Annotated in this window: 19 protein-coding genes; 4 read left to right on the top strand and 15 right to left on the bottom strand. The window is 72.5% G+C overall.

Annotated features, from left to right (window positions below):
• Positions 1-3 precede the first annotated feature (3 nt).
• From FHX71_RS05625 to FHX71_RS05595, 7 genes are all read right to left on the bottom strand, one after another.
• Positions 4-999 carry a LacI family DNA-binding transcriptional regulator gene (locus FHX71_RS05625; RefSeq protein ID WP_220489517.1) on the bottom strand — a complete coding sequence of 332 codons (996 nt, stop codon included), beginning with the start codon at positions 997-999 and terminating at the stop codon, positions 4-6.
• Positions 1,000-1,008: 9 nt separating this feature from the next.
• Positions 1,009-2,436 carry a Gfo/Idh/MocA family protein gene (locus FHX71_RS05620; protein ID WP_246402240.1) on the bottom strand — a complete coding sequence of 476 codons (1,428 nt, stop codon included), beginning with the start codon at positions 2,434-2,436 and terminating at the stop codon, positions 1,009-1,011.
• Between the two features lie 34 nt (positions 2,437-2,470).
• Positions 2,471-5,620: a sugar-binding protein gene (locus tag FHX71_RS05615; RefSeq protein WP_182614797.1), complete on the bottom strand. Its 3,150-nt coding sequence runs from the start codon at positions 5,618-5,620 to the stop codon at positions 2,471-2,473.
• Between the two features lie 30 nt (positions 5,621-5,650).
• Complete coding sequence (locus tag FHX71_RS05610; RefSeq protein WP_182614796.1) at positions 5,651-6,589, bottom strand: carbohydrate ABC transporter permease; 939 nt, start codon at positions 6,587-6,589, stop codon at positions 5,651-5,653.
• Positions 6,586-7,581 carry a carbohydrate ABC transporter permease gene (locus FHX71_RS05605; RefSeq protein WP_182614795.1) on the bottom strand — a complete coding sequence of 332 codons (996 nt, stop codon included), beginning with the start codon at positions 7,579-7,581 and terminating at the stop codon, positions 6,586-6,588. The genes FHX71_RS05610 and FHX71_RS05605 overlap by 4 nt, the downstream gene beginning before the upstream one ends.
• On the bottom strand, positions 7,578-8,981 hold the full coding sequence (locus FHX71_RS05600) for an ABC transporter substrate-binding protein (protein WP_182614794.1): 1,404 nt from the start codon (positions 8,979-8,981) through the stop codon (positions 7,578-7,580). Before FHX71_RS05600 ends, FHX71_RS05605 begins: the two co-directional genes overlap by 4 nt.
• Positions 8,982-9,057: 76 nt before the next feature.
• Entirely contained in the window at positions 9,058-9,708 is a 651-nt protein-coding gene (locus FHX71_RS05595; RefSeq protein WP_182614793.1) for an alpha/beta hydrolase, read from the bottom strand.
• A gap of 98 nt (positions 9,709-9,806) precedes the next feature.
• Between FHX71_RS05595 and FHX71_RS05590 the strand changes: the two genes are divergently transcribed.
• Both FHX71_RS05590 and FHX71_RS05585 read left to right on the top strand, forming a co-directional pair.
• Complete coding sequence (locus tag FHX71_RS05590) at positions 9,807-11,417, top strand: D-arabinonate dehydratase (protein ID WP_182614792.1); 1,611 nt, start codon at positions 9,807-9,809, stop codon at positions 11,415-11,417.
• Between the two features lie 184 nt (positions 11,418-11,601).
• Entirely contained in the window at positions 11,602-12,327 is a 726-nt protein-coding gene (locus tag FHX71_RS05585; RefSeq protein WP_182614791.1) for a glutamine amidotransferase, read from the top strand.
• A gap of 22 nt (positions 12,328-12,349) precedes the next feature.
• On the opposite strand, the gene FHX71_RS05580 is transcribed toward FHX71_RS05585, so the two are convergent.
• From FHX71_RS05580 to FHX71_RS05545, 8 genes are read right to left on the bottom strand one after another with little or no spacing between them, the layout of a single operon-like run.
• Positions 12,350-12,727 (bottom strand): metal-sulfur cluster assembly factor, encoded by a 378-nt coding sequence (locus tag FHX71_RS05580; protein WP_182614790.1) that lies wholly within the window; start codon positions 12,725-12,727, stop codon positions 12,350-12,352.
• A gap of 10 nt (positions 12,728-12,737) precedes the next feature.
• Positions 12,738-13,217, bottom strand: coding sequence for a Fe-S cluster assembly sulfur transfer protein SufU (gene sufU, locus FHX71_RS05575; protein ID WP_182614789.1), 480 nt, complete (start codon positions 13,215-13,217; stop codon positions 12,738-12,740).
• Positions 13,218-13,263: 46 nt separating this feature from the next.
• A complete protein-coding gene (locus tag FHX71_RS05570; protein ID WP_182614788.1) occupies positions 13,264-14,592 on the bottom strand; it encodes a cysteine desulfurase in 1,329 nt (442 codons plus the stop codon).
• A gap of 30 nt (positions 14,593-14,622) precedes the next feature.
• Positions 14,623-15,393, bottom strand: a complete 771-nt coding sequence (sufC, locus tag FHX71_RS05565) for a Fe-S cluster assembly ATPase SufC (RefSeq protein ID WP_020012944.1) — start codon at positions 15,391-15,393, stop codon at positions 14,623-14,625.
• Positions 15,394-15,426: 33 nt separating this feature from the next.
• Entirely contained in the window at positions 15,427-15,771 is a 345-nt protein-coding gene (locus FHX71_RS05560) for a non-heme iron oxygenase ferredoxin subunit (RefSeq protein ID WP_182614787.1), read from the bottom strand.
• Positions 15,768-16,985 (bottom strand): Fe-S cluster assembly protein SufD, encoded by a 1,218-nt coding sequence (sufD, locus tag FHX71_RS05555; RefSeq protein WP_182614786.1) that lies wholly within the window; start codon positions 16,983-16,985, stop codon positions 15,768-15,770. Before sufD ends, FHX71_RS05560 begins: the two co-directional genes overlap by 4 nt.
• A 1-nt stretch (position 16,986) precedes the next feature.
• A complete protein-coding gene (gene sufB / locus FHX71_RS05550; RefSeq protein WP_182614785.1) occupies positions 16,987-18,423 on the bottom strand; it encodes a Fe-S cluster assembly protein SufB in 1,437 nt (478 codons plus the stop codon).
• Positions 18,423-19,211 carry a helix-turn-helix transcriptional regulator gene (locus tag FHX71_RS05545; protein WP_182614784.1) on the bottom strand — a complete coding sequence of 263 codons (789 nt, stop codon included), beginning with the start codon at positions 19,209-19,211 and terminating at the stop codon, positions 18,423-18,425. Before FHX71_RS05545 ends, sufB begins: the two co-directional genes overlap by 1 nt.
• A gap of 221 nt (positions 19,212-19,432) precedes the next feature.
• Between FHX71_RS05545 and FHX71_RS05540 the strand changes: the two genes are divergently transcribed.
• Positions 19,433-20,440, top strand: a complete 1,008-nt coding sequence (locus tag FHX71_RS05540) for an ABC transporter ATP-binding protein (protein WP_312876936.1) — start codon at positions 19,433-19,435, stop codon at positions 20,438-20,440.
• On the top strand, positions 20,437-21,258 hold the full coding sequence (locus FHX71_RS05535; RefSeq protein ID WP_220489515.1) for an ABC transporter permease: 822 nt from the start codon (positions 20,437-20,439) through the stop codon (positions 21,256-21,258). Before FHX71_RS05540 ends, FHX71_RS05535 begins: the two co-directional genes overlap by 4 nt.
• The last annotated feature ends 89 nt before the right edge of the window (positions 21,259-21,347 follow it).

Genomic DNA, 21,347 nt, shown 5'->3' with positions numbered 1-21,347 from the left:
TCGTCAGGTGGACGGGCCCTGGACGAGGATCGGCTCGACGAACCGCTCTCCCCCGGCGGTCGCCGGTTCGATGACGTTGTCGGCCGCGACGCGGCCCACGCCCATGAGGTCGAGGTCGATCGTGGTGAGGCGGCGCAGCTTCTGGTCGATCACGACCTCCTCCCAGTTGTCGACGCCGACCACGGAGACGTCCTCCGGCGCGCTGCGGCCCTGCGCCTCGAGCGCGTCGAGCATGCCGAACCCGATGTGGTCGTTGCCGCAGAACACCGCGTCGTACGGCTGACCGCCGTCGTCGAGCAGGTGCAGCGCCTGCTCGCCCCACTCGCGGCGCCAGGACCCGTGCAGGGTCGTGACGGGCGTCAGCCCGGCCTCCTCCAGCGCGCGCCGGAAGCCGGCATCGCGCCGCCGGACGGCGAGGTCGTCGGCCTGCGCGGTGACGTGCGCGACCCGGGTCCTGCCCCGCTCGACGAGGTGCCGCCCCGCGAGATACCCGGCCTGCTCGTTGTCCGGCAGGAAGACGTAGTCGCCGGGGTCGTCGGTGGCGGCGAAGGCATAGGTGACCGGGACCTCGAACTGGTGCGTGATCGACGGGGTCACGCGCGCGTAGCCGGACCCCACCACCAGGAGCCCGTCGATGCGCCGGTCCTGGAGGGTCCGGATGCTCTCGGTCATCTCACGGTGGGCGTCTATGCGGCCGTCGAACACGAGCGCCGCGCGCTCCCGGCTCCCGAGCCGCAGGACCGCGCCCATCACGACCGGCCGGGAGAACGTCGCCGTCGCGCGGTGGGTCAGCAGCCCGACGGTCCGGCTCCGGCCCGACGCGAACGACTGGGCGAGCGCGTTGGGCCGGAAGTCGAGTCGCTCGGCCGCCTCCAGCACGCGCGCCTTGGTCGCGGGTGAGACCACCGGGCTGTCGTTGAGCGCCTTGGAGGCGGTCGCCTTGGAGACGCCGGCCACCGCGGCGACGTCGCTCAGGCGCACGGCGCGTTGTGTCGCCATCCGATGATCCTATCGAGCCGTCGCCGGGTATCCGGGCACGTCGGCGGGCACGTCGGCCGGTTCGACGCCGAACGCGCCGCGGGCCGAGCCGAACGGGAGATCGCTCACGACGACGGGCCCGCCGCCGGCCAGCGACGCGTTGCCCGCCACGCCGACGGCGAGCGCCCGGACGCCGTCGAGCCAGGACGCGGCGCGGCCGAGGTCATCGCCGTCACCGTCACCGTCGGAGCCGACGCCGAGGAACAGGTCGCGGAGCAGCGCGTCGTCCGCGCCCCCGTGCCCGCCCATGGCCTGCGGCACGGCGATCTCGCGCGCGGCGCCGAAGTGCACCTGGACCAGCAGCCGCTCCCCGACCGGTCGCAGGCCGTCGCCGCCGGCCGCATCGGCCTGGGCGGAGGGGTCGACGGGCCGGTGCGCGGCGCGGGACTCGACGGCGCCGCGCTCGACCACCGAGAGCTCGGCCCGCCCCCGGGTGCCGTTGATCGCGACGGTGTACCCCTCCCAGGGGGCGTGCGCGTTCAGCGCGTACGTCATGGTCGCGCCCCGCGCGTAGTCGACGATCACGGACAGGTTGTCCTCGATGTCGATCCCGGCGGAGAACACGTCCTGGTCGCGCAGGTACCCGTCGTAGGCCTCCTGCTCGTGGTACAGGCCGCGCAGCAGCTCGTGCTCGCGCAGGTCGAGCGCGAACGGGTCGAGGTGGGCGCCGTCGTGGGTGCCCCGGGCCGGGCGCGGGCCGAGCCCGCGCCGGGCGGCGTTCACGTCGCCGTAGAAGCGCAGCCCGCCGCTGGCGTAGACCCGCGTCGGGAGGTCGGCGAGCCACCAGTTGACCAGGTCGAAGTGGTGGGAGGACTTGTGCACGAGCAGCCCGCCCGAGCTCTCCTTGAGCCGGTGCCAGCGGCGGAAGTAGTCGGCGCCGTGCGAGGTGTCCAGGAGCCACTCGAAGTGCACGGAGGTGACCTCGCCGATGTCGCCGCGCGCGACGACCTCCTTCAGCGCGGCGTTGCGGGGCGAGTACCGGTAGTTGAAGGTCGTGACGACGTCGCGCCCGGTGGCCTCGACCGCCTCCGCGATGCGCCGCACGCCCTCGGCGTCGGTGGTCAGGGGCTTCTCGACCACGACGTCGGCCCCGCCGTGCAGGGCCGCGACCACGAGGTCGGCGTGCGCGTGGTCGGGGGCGGTGACGATCACCCGGTCGATGCCCGCACGGGCGACGTAGGCGGTGACCGCGCCCAGGTCGATGCGCTCCGGCGCCGGGTACCCCGCCTGGGCCAGCCGGCGCTCGTTCCAGTCGAGCCGCCCGGCGTTGGTGTCGCCCCAGGCGACGAGCTCGGCCACCGAGGCGTAGGGGCCGGTGAGGGCGTCGAGGTAGAGCTGGGCGCGCCCGCCCGTGCCGAGCAGGGCGTACCGCGCGGGGCGGCTGGTCGTGCGTGTCATGGGTGTGTCCTCTGGATTCATGGGTACGGGTGGGTCAGCGGACCGGCACGACCGGGACGAAGAGCGCGGCGTTCTTGCTCGGCCCGATGCCGCTGCCCCACTCCAGGAACCCCTGGCGGGTGCCGCCGTCGTTGTCGTTGGCGAGCAGGGAGAACGAGAACGCGCCGTCCTTCGGGTCCACGCCGAGCTCGGCCCAGGGCACCACGACGTCGTACGTGGTGGTCCCGGCCTTGCGCACGACCTTTGCCTTGACGGTGCTGACGGTCCCGGCGGGGGCCGTGTACCGGTAGACCGACGTCGTCCCGCCGGGGTGGATGCCGAGCTCGACGCGCGAGGCCGGGTCCTGCCCGGGCAGGCCCCGCGCGGCGGCGAGCTGCACCGAGTCCCCCTCCCAGAGCCGGTCCACGGCGGCGGAGGGGCGGTGGTCGTCGTCGCGCACCGCCGCCCGGACCCGCAGGCCGCGGTCGCTCCAGGACAGCGCGAAGGTGCCGCCCAGGTCGTCCGCGGCCGGTGTGCCGCCGCTGAGCGCGACGTACGTGCCGCGGGCCCGCCAGTCCACGACGGCCGCGCGGTGCGGTTCCTTGGCCACCGGGGCCAGCGCCGTCGTACCGCTCAGGCGACGGATCTCCCCCGCCGCCGTCAGCGAGACCTCGAACTTCGTGGGCTGCCACGGGGTGAGGCCCGCACCACCGATCGCCGACGTCGTCGCCTCGCCCGCGGCCACCGAGAAGGCGGGGACCGCCCCGGACGTCTCGCCGACGGTCCAGCCGACGTCGGCCACGTCCACGGCGTCGCCGCCCGGGAGGTTCCGGGTGCCGAGTGCGAGCCCGACGTCGCCCCGCCTGCCAGTGACCGGACCGAAGGAGAGCACGGGGTTCTGCACGACCTCGGCGGTGTCGCCGACGTACGCGACCACGGCGTCGCCGCTGCGCACGGTGTAGGCGACGGGACGCTCCCCCGCCTCGCGCAGGGGCTCCAGGTCGAGCACGCCCTGCACCTCGGTGCCGGTGCCGCTCAGGGTCACGCCACCCCCGACCGGCCCGACGACGCTCACGTCGCCGGTCACGCCCAGGGCCGCGCGGTCCACGGCGACCGGGACGGACGCGCCGCCGCCGAGCGGGATCTGGTCCGGCGTGCTGACCTGGGCCGCCGCGTCGGCGACGACCGTCGAGGCGCCGACCGCGCCGGTGACGTAGACAGGGTCTCCCCCGACCGTGAGCTGCACCGTGGCGTTCGGACGCGCCCGCCAGGACCGCCCGTCACCCCGGACGACGCGGGACGAGGGGCCGGTCTCCACGGCCACGGTCACCTGGTCGCCGGTCGCCCACACCATCCGCACGACGCCGCCGGCATCGTCCGCGAAGTCGGCCACGACGGCGCCGTCGAGCCGACGGAGGTCGGTCAGCGTGCGCCCCGCCGTCTGGCGGTTGTAGACCGCGAGCGCCGGGTAGGCCGGCTTGGGCGTGAGCGCGGTGCCGCCGCCCGTGGGCAGCCGGCTGATGCCGAAGTTGTGCTCGGGCTCGGCGCGGTTGGCGCCGGAGTCGATGAGCTCGTAGTAGACGGTGCGCTCGACGCCCGCGGCCCGCAGCAGTGCCGCCGAGCGGACGACGTAGGCGGCCTGCTGCTGCTCGGTGGTGCCGCCGGTCGTCGTGGGCCAGCCGTGCTCGCTGAGCCAGATGGGGATGTCGGAGCCGGGCGCGTACTGGTCGATGAGGCCCCGGAGGGTGGCCACGCCGGCCTCGGTGCGGCCCTCGGGCGCCGCGGGGAAGTCGTAGGTGTGATAGCTGACGGCGTCGAGGTGGTCCAGGCCGCCGAGGGCGAACAGGTCCTCCATGAAGTCCCAGCGGGCGCCGGCGCTGACGGGTCCGACGACGCGGGCGCCGGGTGCGGCGGCGTGGATCGCGGCGGCGGCCGGTTCGAGCAGGTCGAGGTAGCAGGCGGCGGTCATGCCGCAGGCCCCGGTGTTGAAGGTGTGGTTGAACTCGTTGTAGACCTCGTAGTCGACGCCGGACCCGTAGTGCTCGGCGGCGGCCGCGGCATAGCGGGCGTAGGCGGCGATCCCCTCGGGCGACGACGGCGTCTTGCCGCCGTCGTACCAGCGGCTGAAGTAGGCGAGGATGACGATCGGGCGCTCGCCGCGGGCCTTGGCGGCCGCGATCTGGGCGTCGAACAGCGCGGGGAACTCGTACACCCCGGGCGACGTCTCGATGGTGTCCCAGGAGGGTCCTTCGCGCACCGTCCCGGCGCCGAGCGGCCCCATGAGCGCGTCGATCTGGTCGACGGAGTAGCGGTTGACGTGGGCGGCAAGGCCCACCTCCTGGTTGGGCCCGGCCGTGCCCTGCGGGTCGACGACCGCCAGGGTGCCGGTGCGGGTCAGGGGCTGCGGTGACGTGATGGAGAGGGTGAGCCCGTAGTAGCCGGCGGGCAGCGCGGACAGGTCGACCGAGGCCGCGCCGCCGGTGACGGCCGCCGTCCCCGTGTCGAGCCGCTGCCCGGAGGAAGCGCGCAGCTCCCATGCGACGCCGGCGGCGACGGTCGTGATCCCGACGTGCGCGTCGCCCGTCTCGTAGACGAGAGCGGTATCGGCGAAGGCGAGCGTGCCGGGCGGTGGCTCGTGGTCCTCGAACGACGGGTTGACCACGAGGTTCTCGTCGTCGCCCGCGACGGACATCCGCACGTCGTCGAACCAGACGGTCCCGGTGCCGCGCACGAGGAACCGCATGACGAAGGTCATGCTGCCCGCGGGCTGGGTGTGGCTCCACTCCAGGCGGGTCCAGCCGTTGGTGCCGGCAGGCAGCTCCACGCGCTGGGAGTGGTCGCCGCTGAGCACCACGTAGGCGGCGTCCGACGCGGAGAGGTCCTGCGTGCGGACCCAGACGCTCATGTCGTAGGTGACGCCTCCGTTGGCGCGGATGTTCTGCCGCAGGTCCACGTACGAGGCCGAGTACGGCGTGTCGAAGTCGACCCGTGCGGCGGCCGCGCCGTCCTGCGCATCCGTGGCGTCGGCGGTCACCACGAACTCGGGGCTGCCCGAGACCGTGGTGGTCCACCCGGGGAACGAGTCGGAGGCGGCGAGGTCGGCGCGTGCGGTCGGGGGTGCTGCGAGCAGCAGGCCCGCGAGCAGCGTGGTCGAGGTGAGCAGGGCGAGGACGGCACGCAGGGGCCGTCTCAGGGTGACGCGCATGTGGTTCTCCCTCCGGCTGACCGTCATCGGTCAGCCCTTCACGGCGCCGGCCTGGCCGGCGCTCCGCAGGAACTGGCGCTGGAACACGAGGAACAGCACGACCGGGATGACCACCGAGATGAACATCCCCGCCATGAGCAGGTTGGTCGGGGCCGTGTCGCTCACCCGGTAGAGGCCGACCGACAGCGGCTGCAGGTCCGGCGAGGGCAGGACGAGCAGCGGCCAGAGGAACTCCTTCCACGACGCGACGATGGTCAGCAGCGAGACGACGCCGATCACGGGCCGCGACATGGGCAGGACGATCGACCAGAAGACCCGGAACACGCCCGCGCCGTCGATCCGCGCGGCCTCGAAGACGTCCCGGGGCAGCCCGGCGAAGAAGCGCGCGACGAGCAGCACGTTGAACGCACTGGCCGCCGACGGCAGCCAGACCGCCCAGAACGTGTTGACGAGGTTGACGCCGAGCAGCGGCACGTCGAGCACCGTGACGTAGAGCGAGATCAGGGACACGACACCCGGGATGAAGAGGGTCGCCAGCACGGCCCCGTTCACCACCCGGGCGTACCGGGGTCGCAGCACCGCGATGCCGTAGCCGCCGGTCAGGGCGACCAGCAGCCCGAAGAACCAGCACCCCGCGGCCACCCAGACGGTGTTGAGCAGGTATTGGCCCACGTGGATCTGCGACCACGCGTCGGGGAGGTTCTGCCACTGGATGCCGCTGGGCCACCACGCGAACGGCTCGCGCAGGATGTCCTGGCTGGTGGACAAGGCGGCCTTGAACAGCCACAGCAGCGGCCCGAGGGCGACGACGCACAGGGCGACGACGAGCAGCACCGTCAGCACGCGCGTCGTGACCCGGACGGTCCGGCGCGACCGGTCGAGCGTCGAGACGTTCGACCGCTCCTCGGAGTCGGCAGCGCGGGTCGCGCTCCTGCGGGCACGGGGCGGGACAGGGGTCAGGGTGGTCATGACTCGCTCCACTTCCGGGTGAGCCGCAGGTAGACGGCGGACAGGAGGCCCAGGCCGACCGCGAGCAGCAGGCTCAGCGCGGTGGCCTTGCCGAAGTCGCCCGAGAGGAAGGCGTAGTTGTAGACGAGCATCAGCAGCGTCACGGTGCGGTTCTCCGGGCCGCCGCCGGTCATCACGAACGGCTCCGTGAAGACCTGCATGGTGCCGATGAGCTGGAGCAGGAGCATCAGCAGGATCACGCCGCGCAGCTGCGGCAGCGTGACGTGCCAGGTGCGCTGCAGGATCGACGCGCCGTCGACCTCGGCGGCGTCGTACAGCTCGGTGCGGATCGACATGAGCGCGGCGAGGTAGATGATCGTCGCGGTCCCCGCCGACGCCCACGTGGACTGGACGACGATGCTCGGGATCGCGAGGGCCGGCTCCTGGAGCCAGCCGACGGGCTCGATACCCAGCCGCGTGAGCACGCTGTTGAACAGGCCCGTGTCCGACGGCTCGTAGAACTGCTTCCACAGCAGCACGCTCACCACCGGCGGGATGATCACGGGCAGGTAGGCCAGCACGCTCGTGATCTGCCGGGTGCGGCGCAGCTCCGCCATGACCACCGCCATCAGGACCGGCAGCGGGAACCCGATCACCAGCGCGAGCACCGCGAACCACGCCGTGTTGCCGAGCGCCGTCCAGAGCAGCGGGTCGGCGAGCACCCGCTCGAAGTTGCTCAGCCCCACCCAGGTGGGCTCGGTGATGAGGTCCGTGCGCTGGAACGCGAGGATCAGGCTCTTCGCGATCGGCCACCACGCGAAGTACCCGAAGGTGAGCAGCAGCGGGAGGAACATCACGAGCGTGCCGACCCCGCCGCCGCGCACCCACGACAGCAGCGCGGCGGCCGGTGAGCGGCGGCGGCCGCCGCGGCCCGGGGGTTCCGCGTCACGCGGCGGCGTGGGTGGGGCGTCCGCGGCGGGCGGAGCGGTGACGGTCAGGGTGTTCTCCCTCATCCGGCGTCGACGAGGTCCTGCACCTGCGCCTGGGCGGCCTGCAGCAGCTCGGCGGGGTCGGCGTCCTCACGGGTGAGCACGGCCTGCGCGACCGGGTCGAGGGCCGCGTACAGCTCCTGCGCCTTGACGGCGGGCTCGGCCACGATCGTCGCGTCAGGCAGGGAGTCGATGTAGGCCCGGTAGTTCTCCCGCGGCACGTTGACCTGCGGTTCGATCCAGCCGAGGAAGGTCTCGTACTGCTCCTGCGAGACGACGGGGACCTCGGGCAGGCCCACGGGCAGGTCGTCCGCCACCTGCGACTCGGCCCAGGTGGTCGCCGCCTCCTCGTCGACGTAGCGGTCGAGGAAGTAGTACTTGGTCCACTCAAGCGCCGCGCAGAGCTGGTCCGGCGTCGCCTTCGGGCTGAACCACTGGATGTTGCCGCCTCCGAGCACGCCCACGGCGTCGTCGCCCGCCGGGAAGGGCGCCAGCCCGAAGTCCTCGGCCGGCATGCCGCGCGAGATCACGACGCTGTTGTAGAGGTTCGCGCCGTTGAGGCTCTGGCCCACGTAGCCGGCGGCCAGGTCGTCCCGGACGGTGTTGTTGTCGTGCAGGAAGTTGTCGCCCGCGGCGTCCTGCCCCCAGCGCACGTCGTGCAGGAACTCCAGGCTCTCCCGCATCCCCGGGGTGTCCAGGGTGACGGTCGTCGTGTCGCCCTCCGCCTCCTGGACGAGGCTGCCGTTCGAGTACGCCATCGAGGTCAGGAGCCAGCCGCCCACGTTGCCGGTGGTGGGGATGATGAACCCCGTCTCCCCCGTCTTGTCCGAGATGGTCGCGGCGGCGTCCAGCACCTCGTCCCACGTGGCCGGCGGCGCGTCCGGGTCCAGGCCGGCCTGCTCGAACAGCGCCCGGTCGTACACGAGGCCCATCGTGTAGGCGGCCCGCACGACCCCGAAGGTGTGCCCCTCCGCGTCCTGCGTGACGCCGGCGACCTGCGGGTTGAGCTGGCTGAGCACCTCGTCGCCCTCGACGTAGGTCGTGATGTCGGCGGCCTGCCCGCGCGCGACGAGGGCCTGGATGTCCGTGAACGGCACCTGCAGGGTGGTCGGCAGGGTCCCGCCGACGAGCAGGGCCGAGAACGTGGAGACGTCGTACTTGGTCTCCTCGTCCTCGATCGTGATGTTCGGGTGGAGCTCCTCGAACGCGGCGATCGCGTTCTCCCACGCCTCCAGCGTGGCCGCCTGGTCCGACGTCGGCCGCTCGCCCACCGTGATCGTCACGTCGGCCTCGGGGTCACAGGCCGCCCCGACCTGCGCTTCCGCACCCGTGTCCGCCCCGTCCGAGCAGCCGGTCGCCAGCACTCCGACGAGCGCGAGGCTCGAGACCACACCGCCGACGCGGCTCCAACGACGCTGTCGCATCCTCTACTCCTTCGTAGATCCCGGCCTCTTCGATAAAACCGGTTTCACGAAGAGTGCCCTCCCCAGCGCGGGAGTGTCAACCCCCGATCTCACGCCGGACCGTCCAGCGCTCCCGGACGAGCCAGGCCTCGCACGCCCGCGCCCACCCGAGCCACGACTCGTCCAGGCCCACGCCGTGCCCGCCGACGGGGTACAGGTGCAGCTCGTGCGGCACCCCCGCGGCCCGCAGCGCGGACGAGAGCAGGAGCGAGTGCTCGGCCGGCACCTTGTGGTCGTCGAACGAGTGGAAGACGAAGAACGGTGGCGCGGCGGGCGTCACGAGCGCGTTCAGCGACAGCGCCGCGCGCCGGGCAGGTGTGTCCTCCTCGCCCAGGAGCACCTGCGCGGAGTCCCGGTGCACGTGGTTCTGCAGCGTCACGACCGGGTACCCGAGCACGACGCCGTCGACGCGGGCGGCCGGGCCCGCCGGGGCGAGCGCCGCCAGGCCGGCGGCATGGCCGCCCGCGGAGAAGCCCACGAGCAGCACCCTTTCGACGCCGCCCGACCGGAGCTCGGCGACCCGGGCGGAGACCGCGTCGTGGGCCGCGGGGTGCGACTGCCCGACCGGGTACCGCAGCACGCTGGCCGGCAGGCCGAGCCCGCGCAGCCACTGCGCCACCGGCTCCGCCTCGTGCGCGGCGTGCCTCCGGTAGCCGCCACCGGGGAGCACGAGGGCATGATCCGTCATCTACAATCCTTGAAACCGGTTTTAGAAGAGGGGTCAGCGTGGCATGCGTCGACCGGGGCGTGCAAGTCGTCGTGACCCATCAACGGAAGGGCGCTGTGATGTCGCATGATCTGCTCGTGCTGCGGGAGGGCGACGACGTCGCCGTCGCCACGCGGGACCTGAGCCCGGGCGACCAGGTCGTGGTTCCCGGGGGTGGTCCGGTCGACGTCGGACAGCTCGACGTCGGGCAACCCGTGCCGCGGGGCCACAAGGTCGCGCTGCGGGCCGTGCCCGTGGGCGCTCCGGTGCGCAAGTACGGGCAGGTCATCGGGGTCGCCACCGCTCCCGTCGCGCCGGGTGATCATGTGCACTCCCACAACCTCGGCTTCGAGGACGGGTCGCGGGAAGCGCCTTTGGGCGGCGCGCACCACGAGCTTCCCGTGCCCGACGGCGTCCGGCCTACGTTTCGTGGTTTCCGGCGGGCCGACGGGCGGGTCGGGACCCGGAACTTCGTCGCGATCCTGACCAGCGTGAACTGCTCCGCCTCGACCGCGAAGATGATCGCCGACCAGTTCCGCGGCAACGTGCTGGACGAGTTCGAGAACGTCGACGGCGTCATCGCCCTGACCCACACCTCCGGGTGCGGCCTGGTCCCCGACTCCGAGGGCGGCCAGATCCTGCTGCGGACCCTGCGCGGGTACGCCGCCCACCCCAACGTCGCCGGCCTGCTCGTCCTGGGCCTGGGCTGCGAGATGGTGCCCGGCGCGGCGCTGTCGGCCCGGTCGGGGCAGGTCGCCGACCTCGGCATGCCCGGCATCGGCGCCCCCGACGACACTCGGTCCGGGCTGCTGGCCGCCATCGCCGACGACACCGTCGTCCGCTCCCTGACCATCCAGGAGACCGGCGGCGTGCGCGCGTCCGTCCGCGCCGGCGTGGCCGCCGTCCGCGAGATCCTGCCGCTGGTCAACCAGCGTGAACGGGTCGAGTGCGACGTGTCCGAGCTGGTCCTGGCCCTGAACTGCGGCGGCTCGGACGGGTACTCCGGCATCACCGCCAACCCCGCGCTCGGGTGGGCGTCGGACCGGCTGGTCGCCTACGGCGCCACCTCGGTGCTGGCCGAGACCCCCGAGGTCTACGGCGCCGAACACCTCCTGACCGCCCGGGCCACCGAACCCACCGTCGCCAAGAAGCTCCTGGACCGGATCGACTGGTGGCGTTCCTACGTCAAGGCCGGGGGCGGCACCCTGGACAACAACCCGTCCCCAGGCAACAAGGCCGGCGGCCTCACCACCATCCTGGAGAAGTCCCTCGGCGCCGTCGCCAAGGGCGGGCAGGCCGACCTGGCCGCCGTCTACGAGTACGCCGAACCCATCACCGAGCGCGGGTTCGCCTTCATGGACACCCCCGGCTACGACCCGGTCTCCGTGACCGGGCTGGTCGCGGGCGGCGCCAACGTCGTCGTCTTCACCACCGGCCGCGGCTCGGTGTTCGGGTGCCGGCCGACGCCGTCCATCAAGGTCGCGACCAACACCCCGATGTACTCCGTGATGTCTGAGGACATGGACCTCAACGCGGGTGTCATCGTCGACGGCACCGCGACCGTCGCCGACGTCGGCCGCCAGATCTTCGACCGCATCCTCGCCGTCGCCTCCGGCCAACAGACCGTCAGCGAGGAGCTGGAGATCGGCGCGGAGGAGTTCATCCCCTGGCACATGGGCGCCGTCACCTGACCCACACGCACGTGTCAGACGCTCAGGTCCCCCGAGGGACCTGAGCGTCTGACACGTGCGTGTGGGTCAGCGGGTCGAGCGAACCCCGCCGGTCGAGCTCGTCGCTTCGGCGGTCGAGCTTGCCGAGACCCCCGTGGTGTCATGGAGCCCTCTGTCCCACCTGACCCCGCGAGGAGCCCCACCCATGACCCGAGACGCGCTCGCGGTCCGACACGTGCACTTCGAGGACCTCGGGCTGCTGGCCCCGCTGCTGGAGGCCCGGGGCTACCGGACGTCGTACCTGGACGCCCCCGTCGAACCCGTCACACCCGAGGCACTGCTGGGCCCCGACCTCCTGGTCGTGCTCGGCGGCCCCGTCGGGGTGTACGACGACGAGGCCTACCCCTTCCTGCGCGAGGAGAAGGCGGCCATCCAGGCGCGCCTCGACGCGGGCCTGCCCACCCTCGGCGTGTGCCTGGGCGCGCAGCTCGTCGCCGCGGCGCTCGGCGCCGACGTCGAGGCCACGGGCCGCACCGAGATCGGCTACGCGCCGCTCTCCCTGACGGCCGAGGGACGCGGCTCCGTGCTGGCCGCCCTGGACGGCGTCCCGGTGCTGCACTGGCACGGCGACCAGTTCGCCGTGCCGGAGGGCGCCACCCTGCTCGCGGAGACACCCGGGTTCCCGCACCAGGCGTTCGCCCTGGGGCCGCAGGTGCTGGGGCTCCAGTTCCACCTGGAGGCCGACCACACGCGGATCGAGCAGTGGCTGGTCGGCCACGCCCACGAGCTCGCGAGCGCGGGCATCGACCCCGGACGCATCCGGGCGGACGCCGCGGCACATGGCCCGAAGCTCGCCGCAGCCACGGCACGCGTCTTCGAGCAGTGGCTGGACGGGATCGACCCACCAACGCGAACGCCCCGGGTCCCGTAAGGACCCGAGGCGGTATCGCAGATCAGACGTTGAACCCGAGCATCCGGAGCTGCTCCTTGCCGTCGTCCGTGATCTTCTCCGGACCCCACGGCGGCATCCAGACCCAGTTCACGCGGAACCCGTCCACGATGCCCTCGAGCGCCTGCGCGCTCTGGTCCTCGATCACGTCCGTCAGCGGGCAGGCCGCCGACGTGAGCGTCATGTCGATGGTGGCGTGGTTGTTCTGGTCCACCTGGACGCCGTAGATCAGGCCCAGGTCCACGACGTTGATGCCCAGCTCGGGGTCGATCACGTCGCGCATGGCCTCCTCGACGTCCACCACGGTGGTGGGCGTCGAAGCCGCTCCCTGCGCGGGGGCGTCCTGAACTTCCTGGCCGACGTCGGCGCTCGCCTCGGTCATCGGTCTCTCCTCAGCTCGTGGCCAGCGCGCCGCTGCGCGCCAGCGAGTCCTTGAGCGCCGCCCAGCCGAGCAGCGCGCACTTGATCCGGGCGGGGTACTGCGACACGCCCGTGAAGGCCGTCGCGTCCCCGAGGGCGTCCTCGGCGTCGTCGTCGCCCAGGCCCTTGCCGCGGGACGACATCAGGTCGTGGAACAGGCCGTCGAGCCGCGCCACCTCGGCGAGGTCGGCGCCCTCGACGAGCGACGTCATGACGGACACGGACGCCTGCGAGATGGAGCATCCCTGCCCCTCCCAGGAGACGCCCGCCACGGAACCCTCCGGCGTGACGTCGACCCGGAGGGTCACCTCGTCACCGCACGTGGGGTTCACCTGGTGCGACTCCCCCGCGAGGTGCCCCTCCACGGAGGCGGCCTCGACGAGCCCACGGCCCACCGGGTGCTTCGCGTGGTCCAGGATCACCTGCTGGTACATCTGCTCGAGCGTGCTCACGACGCTGCCTCTCTAGATCTCACCGAACCAGATCTCCTCGAAGAGATCACTCTGCTCCGAAGAACGCGCGGACCCCCGCCAACGCTTCCCGGAAGGCGACAACTTCTTCGACCGTCGTGTAGACCGACGCCGACGCGCGCGCCGTGGCGGCCACGCCGAACCGGCGGTGCAGCGGCTGCGCGCAGTGGTGTCCGACCCGCACGGCGATGCCCTTGTCGTCCAGCACCTGCCCGACGTCGTGCGCGTGCACGCCGTCGACCACGAACGAGACCACGGCGAGGCGGTCGGCCGTGTCGAGCGGGCCGATCACCCGCACGCCCGGGATGTCGGCGATCTTCAGCATCTCGGCGGCGAGCTCGGTCTCGTGCCGGGCCACGCCCGCCATGCCGAGCTCCCCGAGGTACTGCGCCGCGCAGCCCATGCCGACGGTCTGGGCGACCATCTGGGTGCCGGCCTCGAAGCGCTGCGGCGGCGGCGCGTACGTGGTCGACTCCATGGTCACGACCTCGACCATGGACCCGCCGGTGACGGTGGGCGGCATGGCCTCCAGCAGCTCGCGCCGCCCGTACAGGGCGCCGACGCCGGTGGGGCCGAGCATCTTGTGCCCGCTGAACGCGGCGAAGTCGACGTCGAGCGCGTGCAGGTCCACGGGCATGTTCGGCACCGACTGGCACGCGTCGAGCACGGTGAGCGCCCCGACCCGCTTCGCCGCCGCCACCAGGGTGGCGACGGGCGCGATCGCGCCGGTCACGTTCGACACGTGGCCGAAGGCCAGGACCTTGGTCCGCTCCGTCACGACCTCGTCGAGGGTCGAGAGGTCGAGCCGGCCGTCGTCCGCCACCGGGATCCAGCGCAGGACGGCGCCCGTACGGGCGGCCAGCTCCTGCCACGGGACGAGGTTGGCGTGGTGCTCCGCCTCGGTGACCACGATCTCGTCGCCCGGCGCGAGCCGGAACCGCGCCGCGGCCTCTCCCCCGCGACCCAGGGTCGCGTTGGAGAAGGCGTAGGCCACGACGTTGATCGCCGCGGTGGCGCCCGGCTGCCAGACGATCTCGCCCTCGTCGGCGCCGACGAACTCGGCGACGGCGGCGCGCGCCTGCTCGAACGCCTCGGTGGCCTCCTCGGCGAGCTGGTGCGCGCCGCGGTGGACCGCGGCGTTGCGCTGCTCGTAGAAGTCCACCTCGGTGTCCAGCACCACCTGGGGTTTCTGGGAGGTGGCGGCGGAGTCCAGGTACACGAGGGGCTGACCACCCCGCACCGTGCGCTCGAGCAGCGGGAAGTCCGCCCGGACGGCGGCCAGCTCGGTGGTGGAGAGCGAGCCGGTCTCGGCGGGCTGCAGCGCCGGGTCGCCCGGTCGCACGGTGGTGGTGGTCATCTTGTCTCCTCGAAGTGCCTCAGCGGTCGGTCAGGCCGTGGCCGTCGCGTTCGCGCCGACGTACTTGTCGTAGCCCTCTTCCTCGAGGCGGTCGGCCAGCTCGGAGCCGCCCTCCTCGGCGATCTTGCCGTCGACGAAGACGTGCACGAAGTCGGGCTTGATGTAGCGCAGGATGCGCGTGTAGTGCGTGATGAGCAGAACGCCGACCTCGGTGTTCTCCTTGGCGCGGTTCACGCCCTCCGACACGATGCGCAGCGCGTCGACGTCGAGGCCCGAGTCGGTCTCGTCGAGGATGGCGAAGCGCGGCTTGAAGAGCTCCATCTGCAGGATCTCGTGGCGCTTCTTCTCACCGCCGGAGAAGCCCTCGTTCACGGAGCGCTCGGCGAAGGCCGGGTCCATGCGCAGGTTCTCCATCGCGCCCTTGACCTCCTTGCCCCAGGTGCGCAGGGCGGGAGCGGTGCCGTCGATGGCGGTCTTGGCGGTCCGCAGGAAGTTCGCGACGGAGACGCCGGTGACCTCGACCGGGTACTGCATGGCCAGGAACAGGCCGGCGCGGGCGCGCTCGTCCACGGTCATCGCCAGCAGGTCCTCGCCGTCGAGCGTGACGGTGCCCGAGGTGACGGTGTACTTGGGGTGGCCGGCGAGCGCCGAGGCCAGCGTGGACTTGCCCGAGCCGTTGGGGCCCATGATCGCGTGGGTCTCACCGCTGGCGATCGTCAGGTCGACGCCGCGCAGGATCGGCTTGGGGCCTTCCTTGGTCTCGACGCTGACATGCAGGTCGCGGATCTCGAGGGTGGGCATATCTGTTACTCCAGGGTTGCGGAAGTCAGTGGTTCAGGAGACGGGGACGGTCACGTCGATGTCGACGAGCACGCGCTCGCCGTCGACGGTCACCGGGTAGACGGGCACGGGGCGCACCGCCGGGAGCTGGACGGGCATACCGGTCCGCAGGTCGAACTGGGAACCGTGCAGCCAGCACTCCACGAGGCAGCCCTCGACCTCGCCGTCGGACAGCGAGACGGCGCCGTGCGAGCAGATGTCGGAGACGGCGTGGAAGTTGCCGTCGGCGTCGCGGGCCACCGCGACCGCGACCGGGGCGCCGTCGGCGCCGTCGAGCTCCACGAGCATCGCCTCCTCCGGTCCCAGGTCGTCGGTCATGCAGGCCAGCTGCGCGGTCATGCGGTCGGAGCCTCGGCGGCCGGCGCCCCGGTGATGACGCTCATCGACTTCTCCAGCTCGGCCTCGATGGAGGCCAGCAGGCGCTCCTCGACCGACGGGACGCCGATCTCGTGGATGAGCTCGGCGAAGAAGCCGCGCACGACGAGACGGCGGGCCTCGATCTCGGGGATGCCCCGGGCCTGGAGGTAGAAGAGCTGCTCGTCGTCGAAGCGGCCGGTGGCGCTGGCGTGGCCGGCGCCGGCGATCTCGCCGGTCTCGATCTCGAGGTTCGGCACCGAGTCCGCGCGCGCGCCGTCCGTGAGGACCAGGTTGCGGTTGAGCTCGTAGGTGTCGGTGTTCTCGGCGTTCGCGCGGATCAGCACGTCGCCCACCCACACGGTGTGCGCGCCGGAGCCCTGGAGGGCGCCCTTGTAGGTCACGCGGGACTTGCACTCCGGCACCGCGTGGTCCACGAAGAGGCGGTGCTCCTGGTGCTGGTCGGTGTCCGCGAAGTACAGGCCCACCATCTCGACGTCGCCGCCCTCGGCGGTGAACTCGGCGTCCGGCGTGATGCGCACGACGTCGCCGCCGAACGTCACCACGACGTGCTTGAGCTTGGCGTCGCGCCCGATGCGGGCCCGGTGCGAGGAGGCGTGCACGGCGCCGGCGGCCCAGTCCTGGACGCTGACGACGGTCAGGTGCGCGCCGTCCTCGACCACGATCTCGACGGTCTCGGCGAGCGAGCCGACGCCGTTGTGGTCGATGACCACGACGGCCTCGGAGTGCCGCTCGGCGCGGACCAGCACGTGGGCGGCGGTCGCGTCGGCGGACACGCCGGTCAGGCGCACGGACGTGACGTCGGAGGCCACGGCCTCGGCCGGCACCGTCACGACGGTGGCCTGCTCGAAGGCGTTCCACGCGGTGACGGCGGTGCGGTCGCCGGGCTTGCCGGCGGTGCCCAGGCGGGCGTCGTCGCGGGCGACGGTCTCCACCTTGACCTCGGGGGCCGCGGTCACCTCGACCGTGACGCCCGAGGAGCCGAGGTCGGCCTGGAACAGCGGCTGGAGGCGGTCGGCCGGGGAGAAGCGCCACTCCTCCTCGCGGCCGTTGGGCACGGGGATGTCCTCCAGGGAGAAGGACGTGAGGCGCTCGGCGCGTGAGCCCTGGGGCTTGACGACGCCGTGGGAGTGGGCGCCGTCGGCAACAGCGCGCGTGTGATCGGTCGTGAGAGTCATGTCAGCCGACGGACCCTTCCATCTGCAGCTCGATGAGGCGGTTGAGCTCGAGTGCGTACTCCATGGGCAGCTCGCGCGCGATGGGCTCGACGAACCCGCGCACGATCATGGCCATGGCCTCGGTCTCCTCCATACCCCGGGACATGAGGTAGAACAGCTGGTCCTCGCTCACCCGCGAGACCGTGGCCTCGTGACCCATGGACACGTCGTCCTCGCGGACGTCGACGTACGGGTAGGTGTCGCTGCGGGAGATCTGGTCCACCAGCAGCGCGTCGCAGAGGACGTTGGACGCGGAGTGGGAGGCGCCCTCGAGCACCTGCACCAGACCGCGGTACGACGTGCGGCCGCCGCCGCGCGCCACGGACTTGCTGACGATCGACGACGACGTGTTCGGTGCCGCGTGGACCATCTTGGCGCCGGCGTCCTGGTGCTGGCCCTCGCCCGCGAAGGCGATGGACAGCGTCTCGCCGCGGGCGTGCTCGCCCAGCAGGTAGATCGCCGGGTACTTCATGGTGACCTTCGAGCCGATGTTGCCGTCGACCCACTCCATGGTGGCGCCCTCGGCCGCGGTGGCCCGCTTGGTCACCAGGTTGTAGACGTTGTTCGACCAGTTCTGGATCGTCGTGTAGCGCACGCGGGCGTTCTTCTTGACGACGATCTCGACGACGGCCGAGTGCAGGGAGTCCGACGTGTAGATCGGCGCCGTGCAGCCCTCGACGTAGTGCACGTACGAGCCCTCGTCGGCGATGATCAGCGTGCGCTCGAACTGGCCCATGTTCTCGGTGTTGATCCGGAAGTAGGCCTGCAGCGGGATCTCCACGTGCACGCCCGGCGGCACGTAGACGAACGAGCCGCCCGACCACACGGACGAGTTCAGCGCGGCGAACTTGTTGTCGCCCGACGGGATGACCGTGCCGAAGTACTCCTGGAACAGCTCCGGGTACTCGCGCAGGCCGGTGTCGGTGTCGACGAAGATGACGCCCTGCTCCTCCAGGTCCTCACGGATCTGGTGGTAGACGACCTCGGACTCGTACTGCGCGGCGACACCCGCGACGAGGCGCTGCTTCTCCGCCTCCGGGATGCCGAGCCGGTCGTACGTGGCCTTGATGTCCTCGGGCAGCTCCTCCCAGGAGGTGGCCTGCTTCTCCGTGGACCGCACGAAGTACTTGATCTTGTCGAAGTCGATGCCCGACAGGTCGGAGCCCCAGCTCGGCATCGGCTTCTTGCCGAAGAGACGCAGCGCCTTGAGACGCTGGTTCAGCATCCACTCGGGCTCCTTCTTCAGGGCCGAGATGTTGCGGACCACGTCCTCGTTCAGGCCACGCTGGGCGATCGCGCCGGCTTCGTCGCTGTCGTGCCAGCCGTACTCGTACTGGCCGATGCTGGCGATGATCTCGTCGTCGGAGCGCTGCTCTGGCGCTTGCGTTTCTGCGCTCATCACTTTCCTTCGGTGGGGGTCGTCGCGGGGAAGGTCTTCGGGCCGCCGGTGCCCTGGTGGGCGGAGGCGGTCACGGGGATGTTGGTCGTGCAAGCGTGCGCGCCGCCGGCGATCGTCGCCAGTCGCTGCACGTGCGAGCCCAGCAGCTCGCTGAACGCGCGGGCCTCCTGCTCGCACAGCTCGGGGAACTCCTCGGCCACGTGCTGGACCGGGCAGTGCCCCTGGCAGAGCTGGACCGCGGGCGCCACGACACCGGCCGTGGGGCCGGTCAGCGGCGCGGGCACGGGACGCACGGAGGCGGCGTAGCCGTCGGCCGACAGGAGCTGGACGAGCTGTGCGGCCCGCCCCTCGGCGTCGGCGGCCGTGAGGTGCGGGGCGTAGCTGCGCGCGACGGCGTCGAACCGCTCCTTGGCGAAACCCGCCACGGCCGCGCTGCCGCCCGTCTCCTTGAGGAACCGCAGCACCTGCCGGGCGATCTCCTGGTAGCCGCCCGCCAGCTCGGACTGGCCGCCGCTCGTGACGACGTACCGCCGGGCGGGGCGCCCGCGTCGGGGGGTGCCCGACGGCGTGGCCTCGTGGACGGTGATCTTGCCGTCCTCCTCCAGGAGGCCGAGGTGCCGGCGCACGGCCGGGGCGGTGAGCCCCAGGACGGTGGCCAGCGCGCCCGCGGTGACCGGGCCGCGCGAGGCGACGAGCTCGAGCACGCGCCGTCGCGTGGTGCCGTCCGTCTCGTGGCTCGCCGGATGGCTCACCGCGTGGCCGGCGGACACCTGTGCCGGTGCGCTCATGCTGGTCACCTCCTCGTCCGTCGGTCCGGGGCAGACCTCACCCGGCGGGCACGCCTTCGTAGACGCCAATGCTTTTGAGAACATCCTTGTTCCCTAATTCGAGATGCGCAAGGAAGGCGACCCTCAGTTGAGGCCGATCGCGACACATCTCACACGCCCTGTCCGCACCCAGGTCACGCCCTACGACGCCGCCCACGCGCGGCGCCGCCTACGATTGTGCGGTGCCCCTGTCCGACGCGCCCGCGATCGACCCCGCCCAGGCGGCCACCGCGAGCGCCGCCACAGCCAGCCCCGCCGGTGCCGACCACGAGGTCGCCGTCCAGGTGCGCGGGCTCGTCAAACGCTACGACGGTCGCGCCGTCGTGGACGGCCTGGACCTGGTCGCCCGCCGGGGCGCCGTCACCGCCGTCCTGGGGCCCAACGGCGCCGGCAAGACGACGACGATCGAGTGCTGCGAGGGCCTGCGCTCCCCCGACGGCGGCACCGTCCGCGTGCTCGGCCACGACCCCGTCTCCGAGGCCCGGGCGCTGCGCCCGCGCGTCGGCGTCATGCTGCAGGACGGCGGGCTGCCCACCGGGGTGCGCGCGCTGGAGCTGCTGCGGCACGTCGCCGCCATGTACGCGGCGCCGCGGCCGGTGGACGAGCTCGCCGAGCGCCTCGGCCTGCACGGTTTCGCGCGCACCACGGTGCGCCGCCTGTCGGGCGGGCAGCGCCAGCGCGTCGCGCTCGCCGCGGCGGTGGTCGGGCGGCCCGACGTCGTCTTCCTCGACGAGCCCAGCGCCGGCATGGACCCGCAGAGCCGGCGCGCCGTCTGGGACCTGGTGCGCGAGCTGCGGGCCGACGGCGTCGCCATCGTGCTGACCACGCACCTCATGGACGAGGCCGCGGACCTGGCCGACCACGTGCACGTCGTGGACCACGGCAGCGTCATCGCGTCGGGCAGCGTCCGTGAGCTGACGTCCGGCAGCGGGGCGGGCCCGGGCTCGATCCGCGTCGAGGCCACCCCGGACCTGGACCTCACCCCGCTCCGCGCCGCCCTGCCCGGTTCCTGGGTGGTCGGCGAGGGCGAGGCCGGCGTGTACACCGTGACCGGGGACGTGGACCCGGCGGCCGTCGCCGCCGTCACCGCGTGGCTCGCGGGACAGAACGTGCTGGCCCGGTCGGTCACGACCGGCAGCCGCACCCTCGAGGACGTGTTCCTCGACCTCACCGGAAGGCACCTGCGATGAGCGCGCCCACCTCGGTCGACGGCGCCTCGCGGGCCGAGCCCACCTCGCGGGTCGAGCCTGTCGAGACCGGTCCCGCCGCCGCGCCGGTCGTGCGCCGGATCGCCGCCCAGGCGTCGTTCGAGACGCGCGCGATCCTGCGCAACGGCGAGCAGCTCCTGGTGACGATCGTGCTGCCGGTGCTGGTCCTGTTCGCGCTGGTGCGCACGTCGTTCATCGACCTGGACACGCACGGCTTCTCGCGCGTCGACTTCGTGACGCCGGGCGTGCTCGCGCTGGCCGTCATGTCGACGGCGTTCACGTCGCAGGCGATCGCGACGGCGTTCGACCGCCGCAACGGCGTGCTGCGGCTGATGGCGACCACGCCGCTCGGGCGGTCCGGCCTGCTGGCCGGCAAGGTGCTCGGCGTGCTCGCCGTCGAGGTGGTACAGGTCGTGGTGATCTGCGGCGTGGCCGTGGCGCTCGGCTGGCGGCCGGAGCTCGGGGCGCTGCCCGCCGTCGTCGGCGCCGTGCTGCTCGGGACCGCCGCCTTCACCGCCCTGGCCCTGCTGCTGGCCGGGACCCTGCGCGCCGAGGGCGTGCTCGCCGTGGCCAACCTGGTGCTCGTGCTGCTCACGGTGGGCGGCGGCGTGCTGCTGCCCGCGGAGCAGCTCGCGGGCCCGCTGGCGCACGTCGCGGTGCTGCTGCCGTCCGGCGCGCTGGGCGAGGCGATGCGCGGGGCGCTGCTGTACGGCTCGGTGCCCCCGTTCTCCGTGGTGGTGCTGCTGGCCTGGACGGCGGCGCTGGGCGCGGGCGCGGCCCGCCTGTTCCGCTGGCACTGAGCCTCCGCGAGGCCTGATCCTCGACGGCGCGGGCCCCCTCGGGGAACCACGTACCACTCCACGCATACCCGGGCGGTATGACCTTTTCG

Origin of the sequence: Promicromonospora sukumoe, from assembly GCF_014137995.1 — a bacterium.
GTDB classification, from domain to species: Bacteria; Actinomycetota; Actinomycetes; order Actinomycetales; family Cellulomonadaceae; genus Promicromonospora; species Promicromonospora sukumoe.
This window is presented reverse-complemented; position numbering and strand designations above follow the sequence as displayed.

Coding starts and splice junctions, on each gene's coding strand:
- FHX71_RS05625 (WP_220489517.1), bottom strand. CDS start 999: ATGGCGACACAACGCGCCGTGCGCCTGAGCGACGTCGCCGCGGTGGCC.
- FHX71_RS05620 (WP_246402240.1), bottom strand. CDS start 2,436: ATGACACGCACGACCAGCCGCCCCGCGCGGTACGCCCTGCTCGGCACG.
- FHX71_RS05615 (WP_182614797.1), bottom strand. CDS start 5,620: ATGCGCGTCACCCTGAGACGGCCCCTGCGTGCCGTCCTCGCCCTGCTC.
- FHX71_RS05610 (WP_182614796.1), bottom strand. CDS start 6,589: ATGACCACCCTGACCCCTGTCCCGCCCCGTGCCCGCAGGAGCGCGACC.
- FHX71_RS05605 (WP_182614795.1), bottom strand. CDS start 7,581: ATGAGGGAGAACACCCTGACCGTCACCGCTCCGCCCGCCGCGGACGCC.
- FHX71_RS05600 (WP_182614794.1), bottom strand. CDS start 8,981: ATGCGACAGCGTCGTTGGAGCCGCGTCGGCGGTGTGGTCTCGAGCCTC.
- FHX71_RS05595 (WP_182614793.1), bottom strand. CDS start 9,708: ATGACGGATCATGCCCTCGTGCTCCCCGGTGGCGGCTACCGGAGGCAC.
- FHX71_RS05590 (WP_182614792.1), top strand. CDS start 9,807: ATGTCGCATGATCTGCTCGTGCTGCGGGAGGGCGACGACGTCGCCGTC.
- FHX71_RS05585 (WP_182614791.1), top strand. CDS start 11,602: ATGACCCGAGACGCGCTCGCGGTCCGACACGTGCACTTCGAGGACCTC.
- FHX71_RS05580 (WP_182614790.1), bottom strand. CDS start 12,727: ATGACCGAGGCGAGCGCCGACGTCGGCCAGGAAGTTCAGGACGCCCCC.
- FHX71_RS05570 (WP_182614788.1), bottom strand. CDS start 14,592: ATGACCACCACCACCGTGCGACCGGGCGACCCGGCGCTGCAGCCCGCC.
- sufC (WP_020012944.1), bottom strand. CDS start 15,393: ATGCCCACCCTCGAGATCCGCGACCTGCATGTCAGCGTCGAGACCAAG.
- FHX71_RS05560 (WP_182614787.1), bottom strand. CDS start 15,771: ATGACCGCGCAGCTGGCCTGCATGACCGACGACCTGGGACCGGAGGAG.
- sufD (WP_182614786.1), bottom strand. CDS start 16,985: ATGACTCTCACGACCGATCACACGCGCGCTGTTGCCGACGGCGCCCAC.
- sufB (WP_182614785.1), bottom strand. CDS start 18,423: ATGAGCGCAGAAACGCAAGCGCCAGAGCAGCGCTCCGACGACGAGATC.
- FHX71_RS05545 (WP_182614784.1), bottom strand. CDS start 19,211: ATGAGCGCACCGGCACAGGTGTCCGCCGGCCACGCGGTGAGCCATCCG.
- FHX71_RS05535 (WP_220489515.1), top strand. CDS start 20,437: ATGAGCGCGCCCACCTCGGTCGACGGCGCCTCGCGGGCCGAGCCCACC.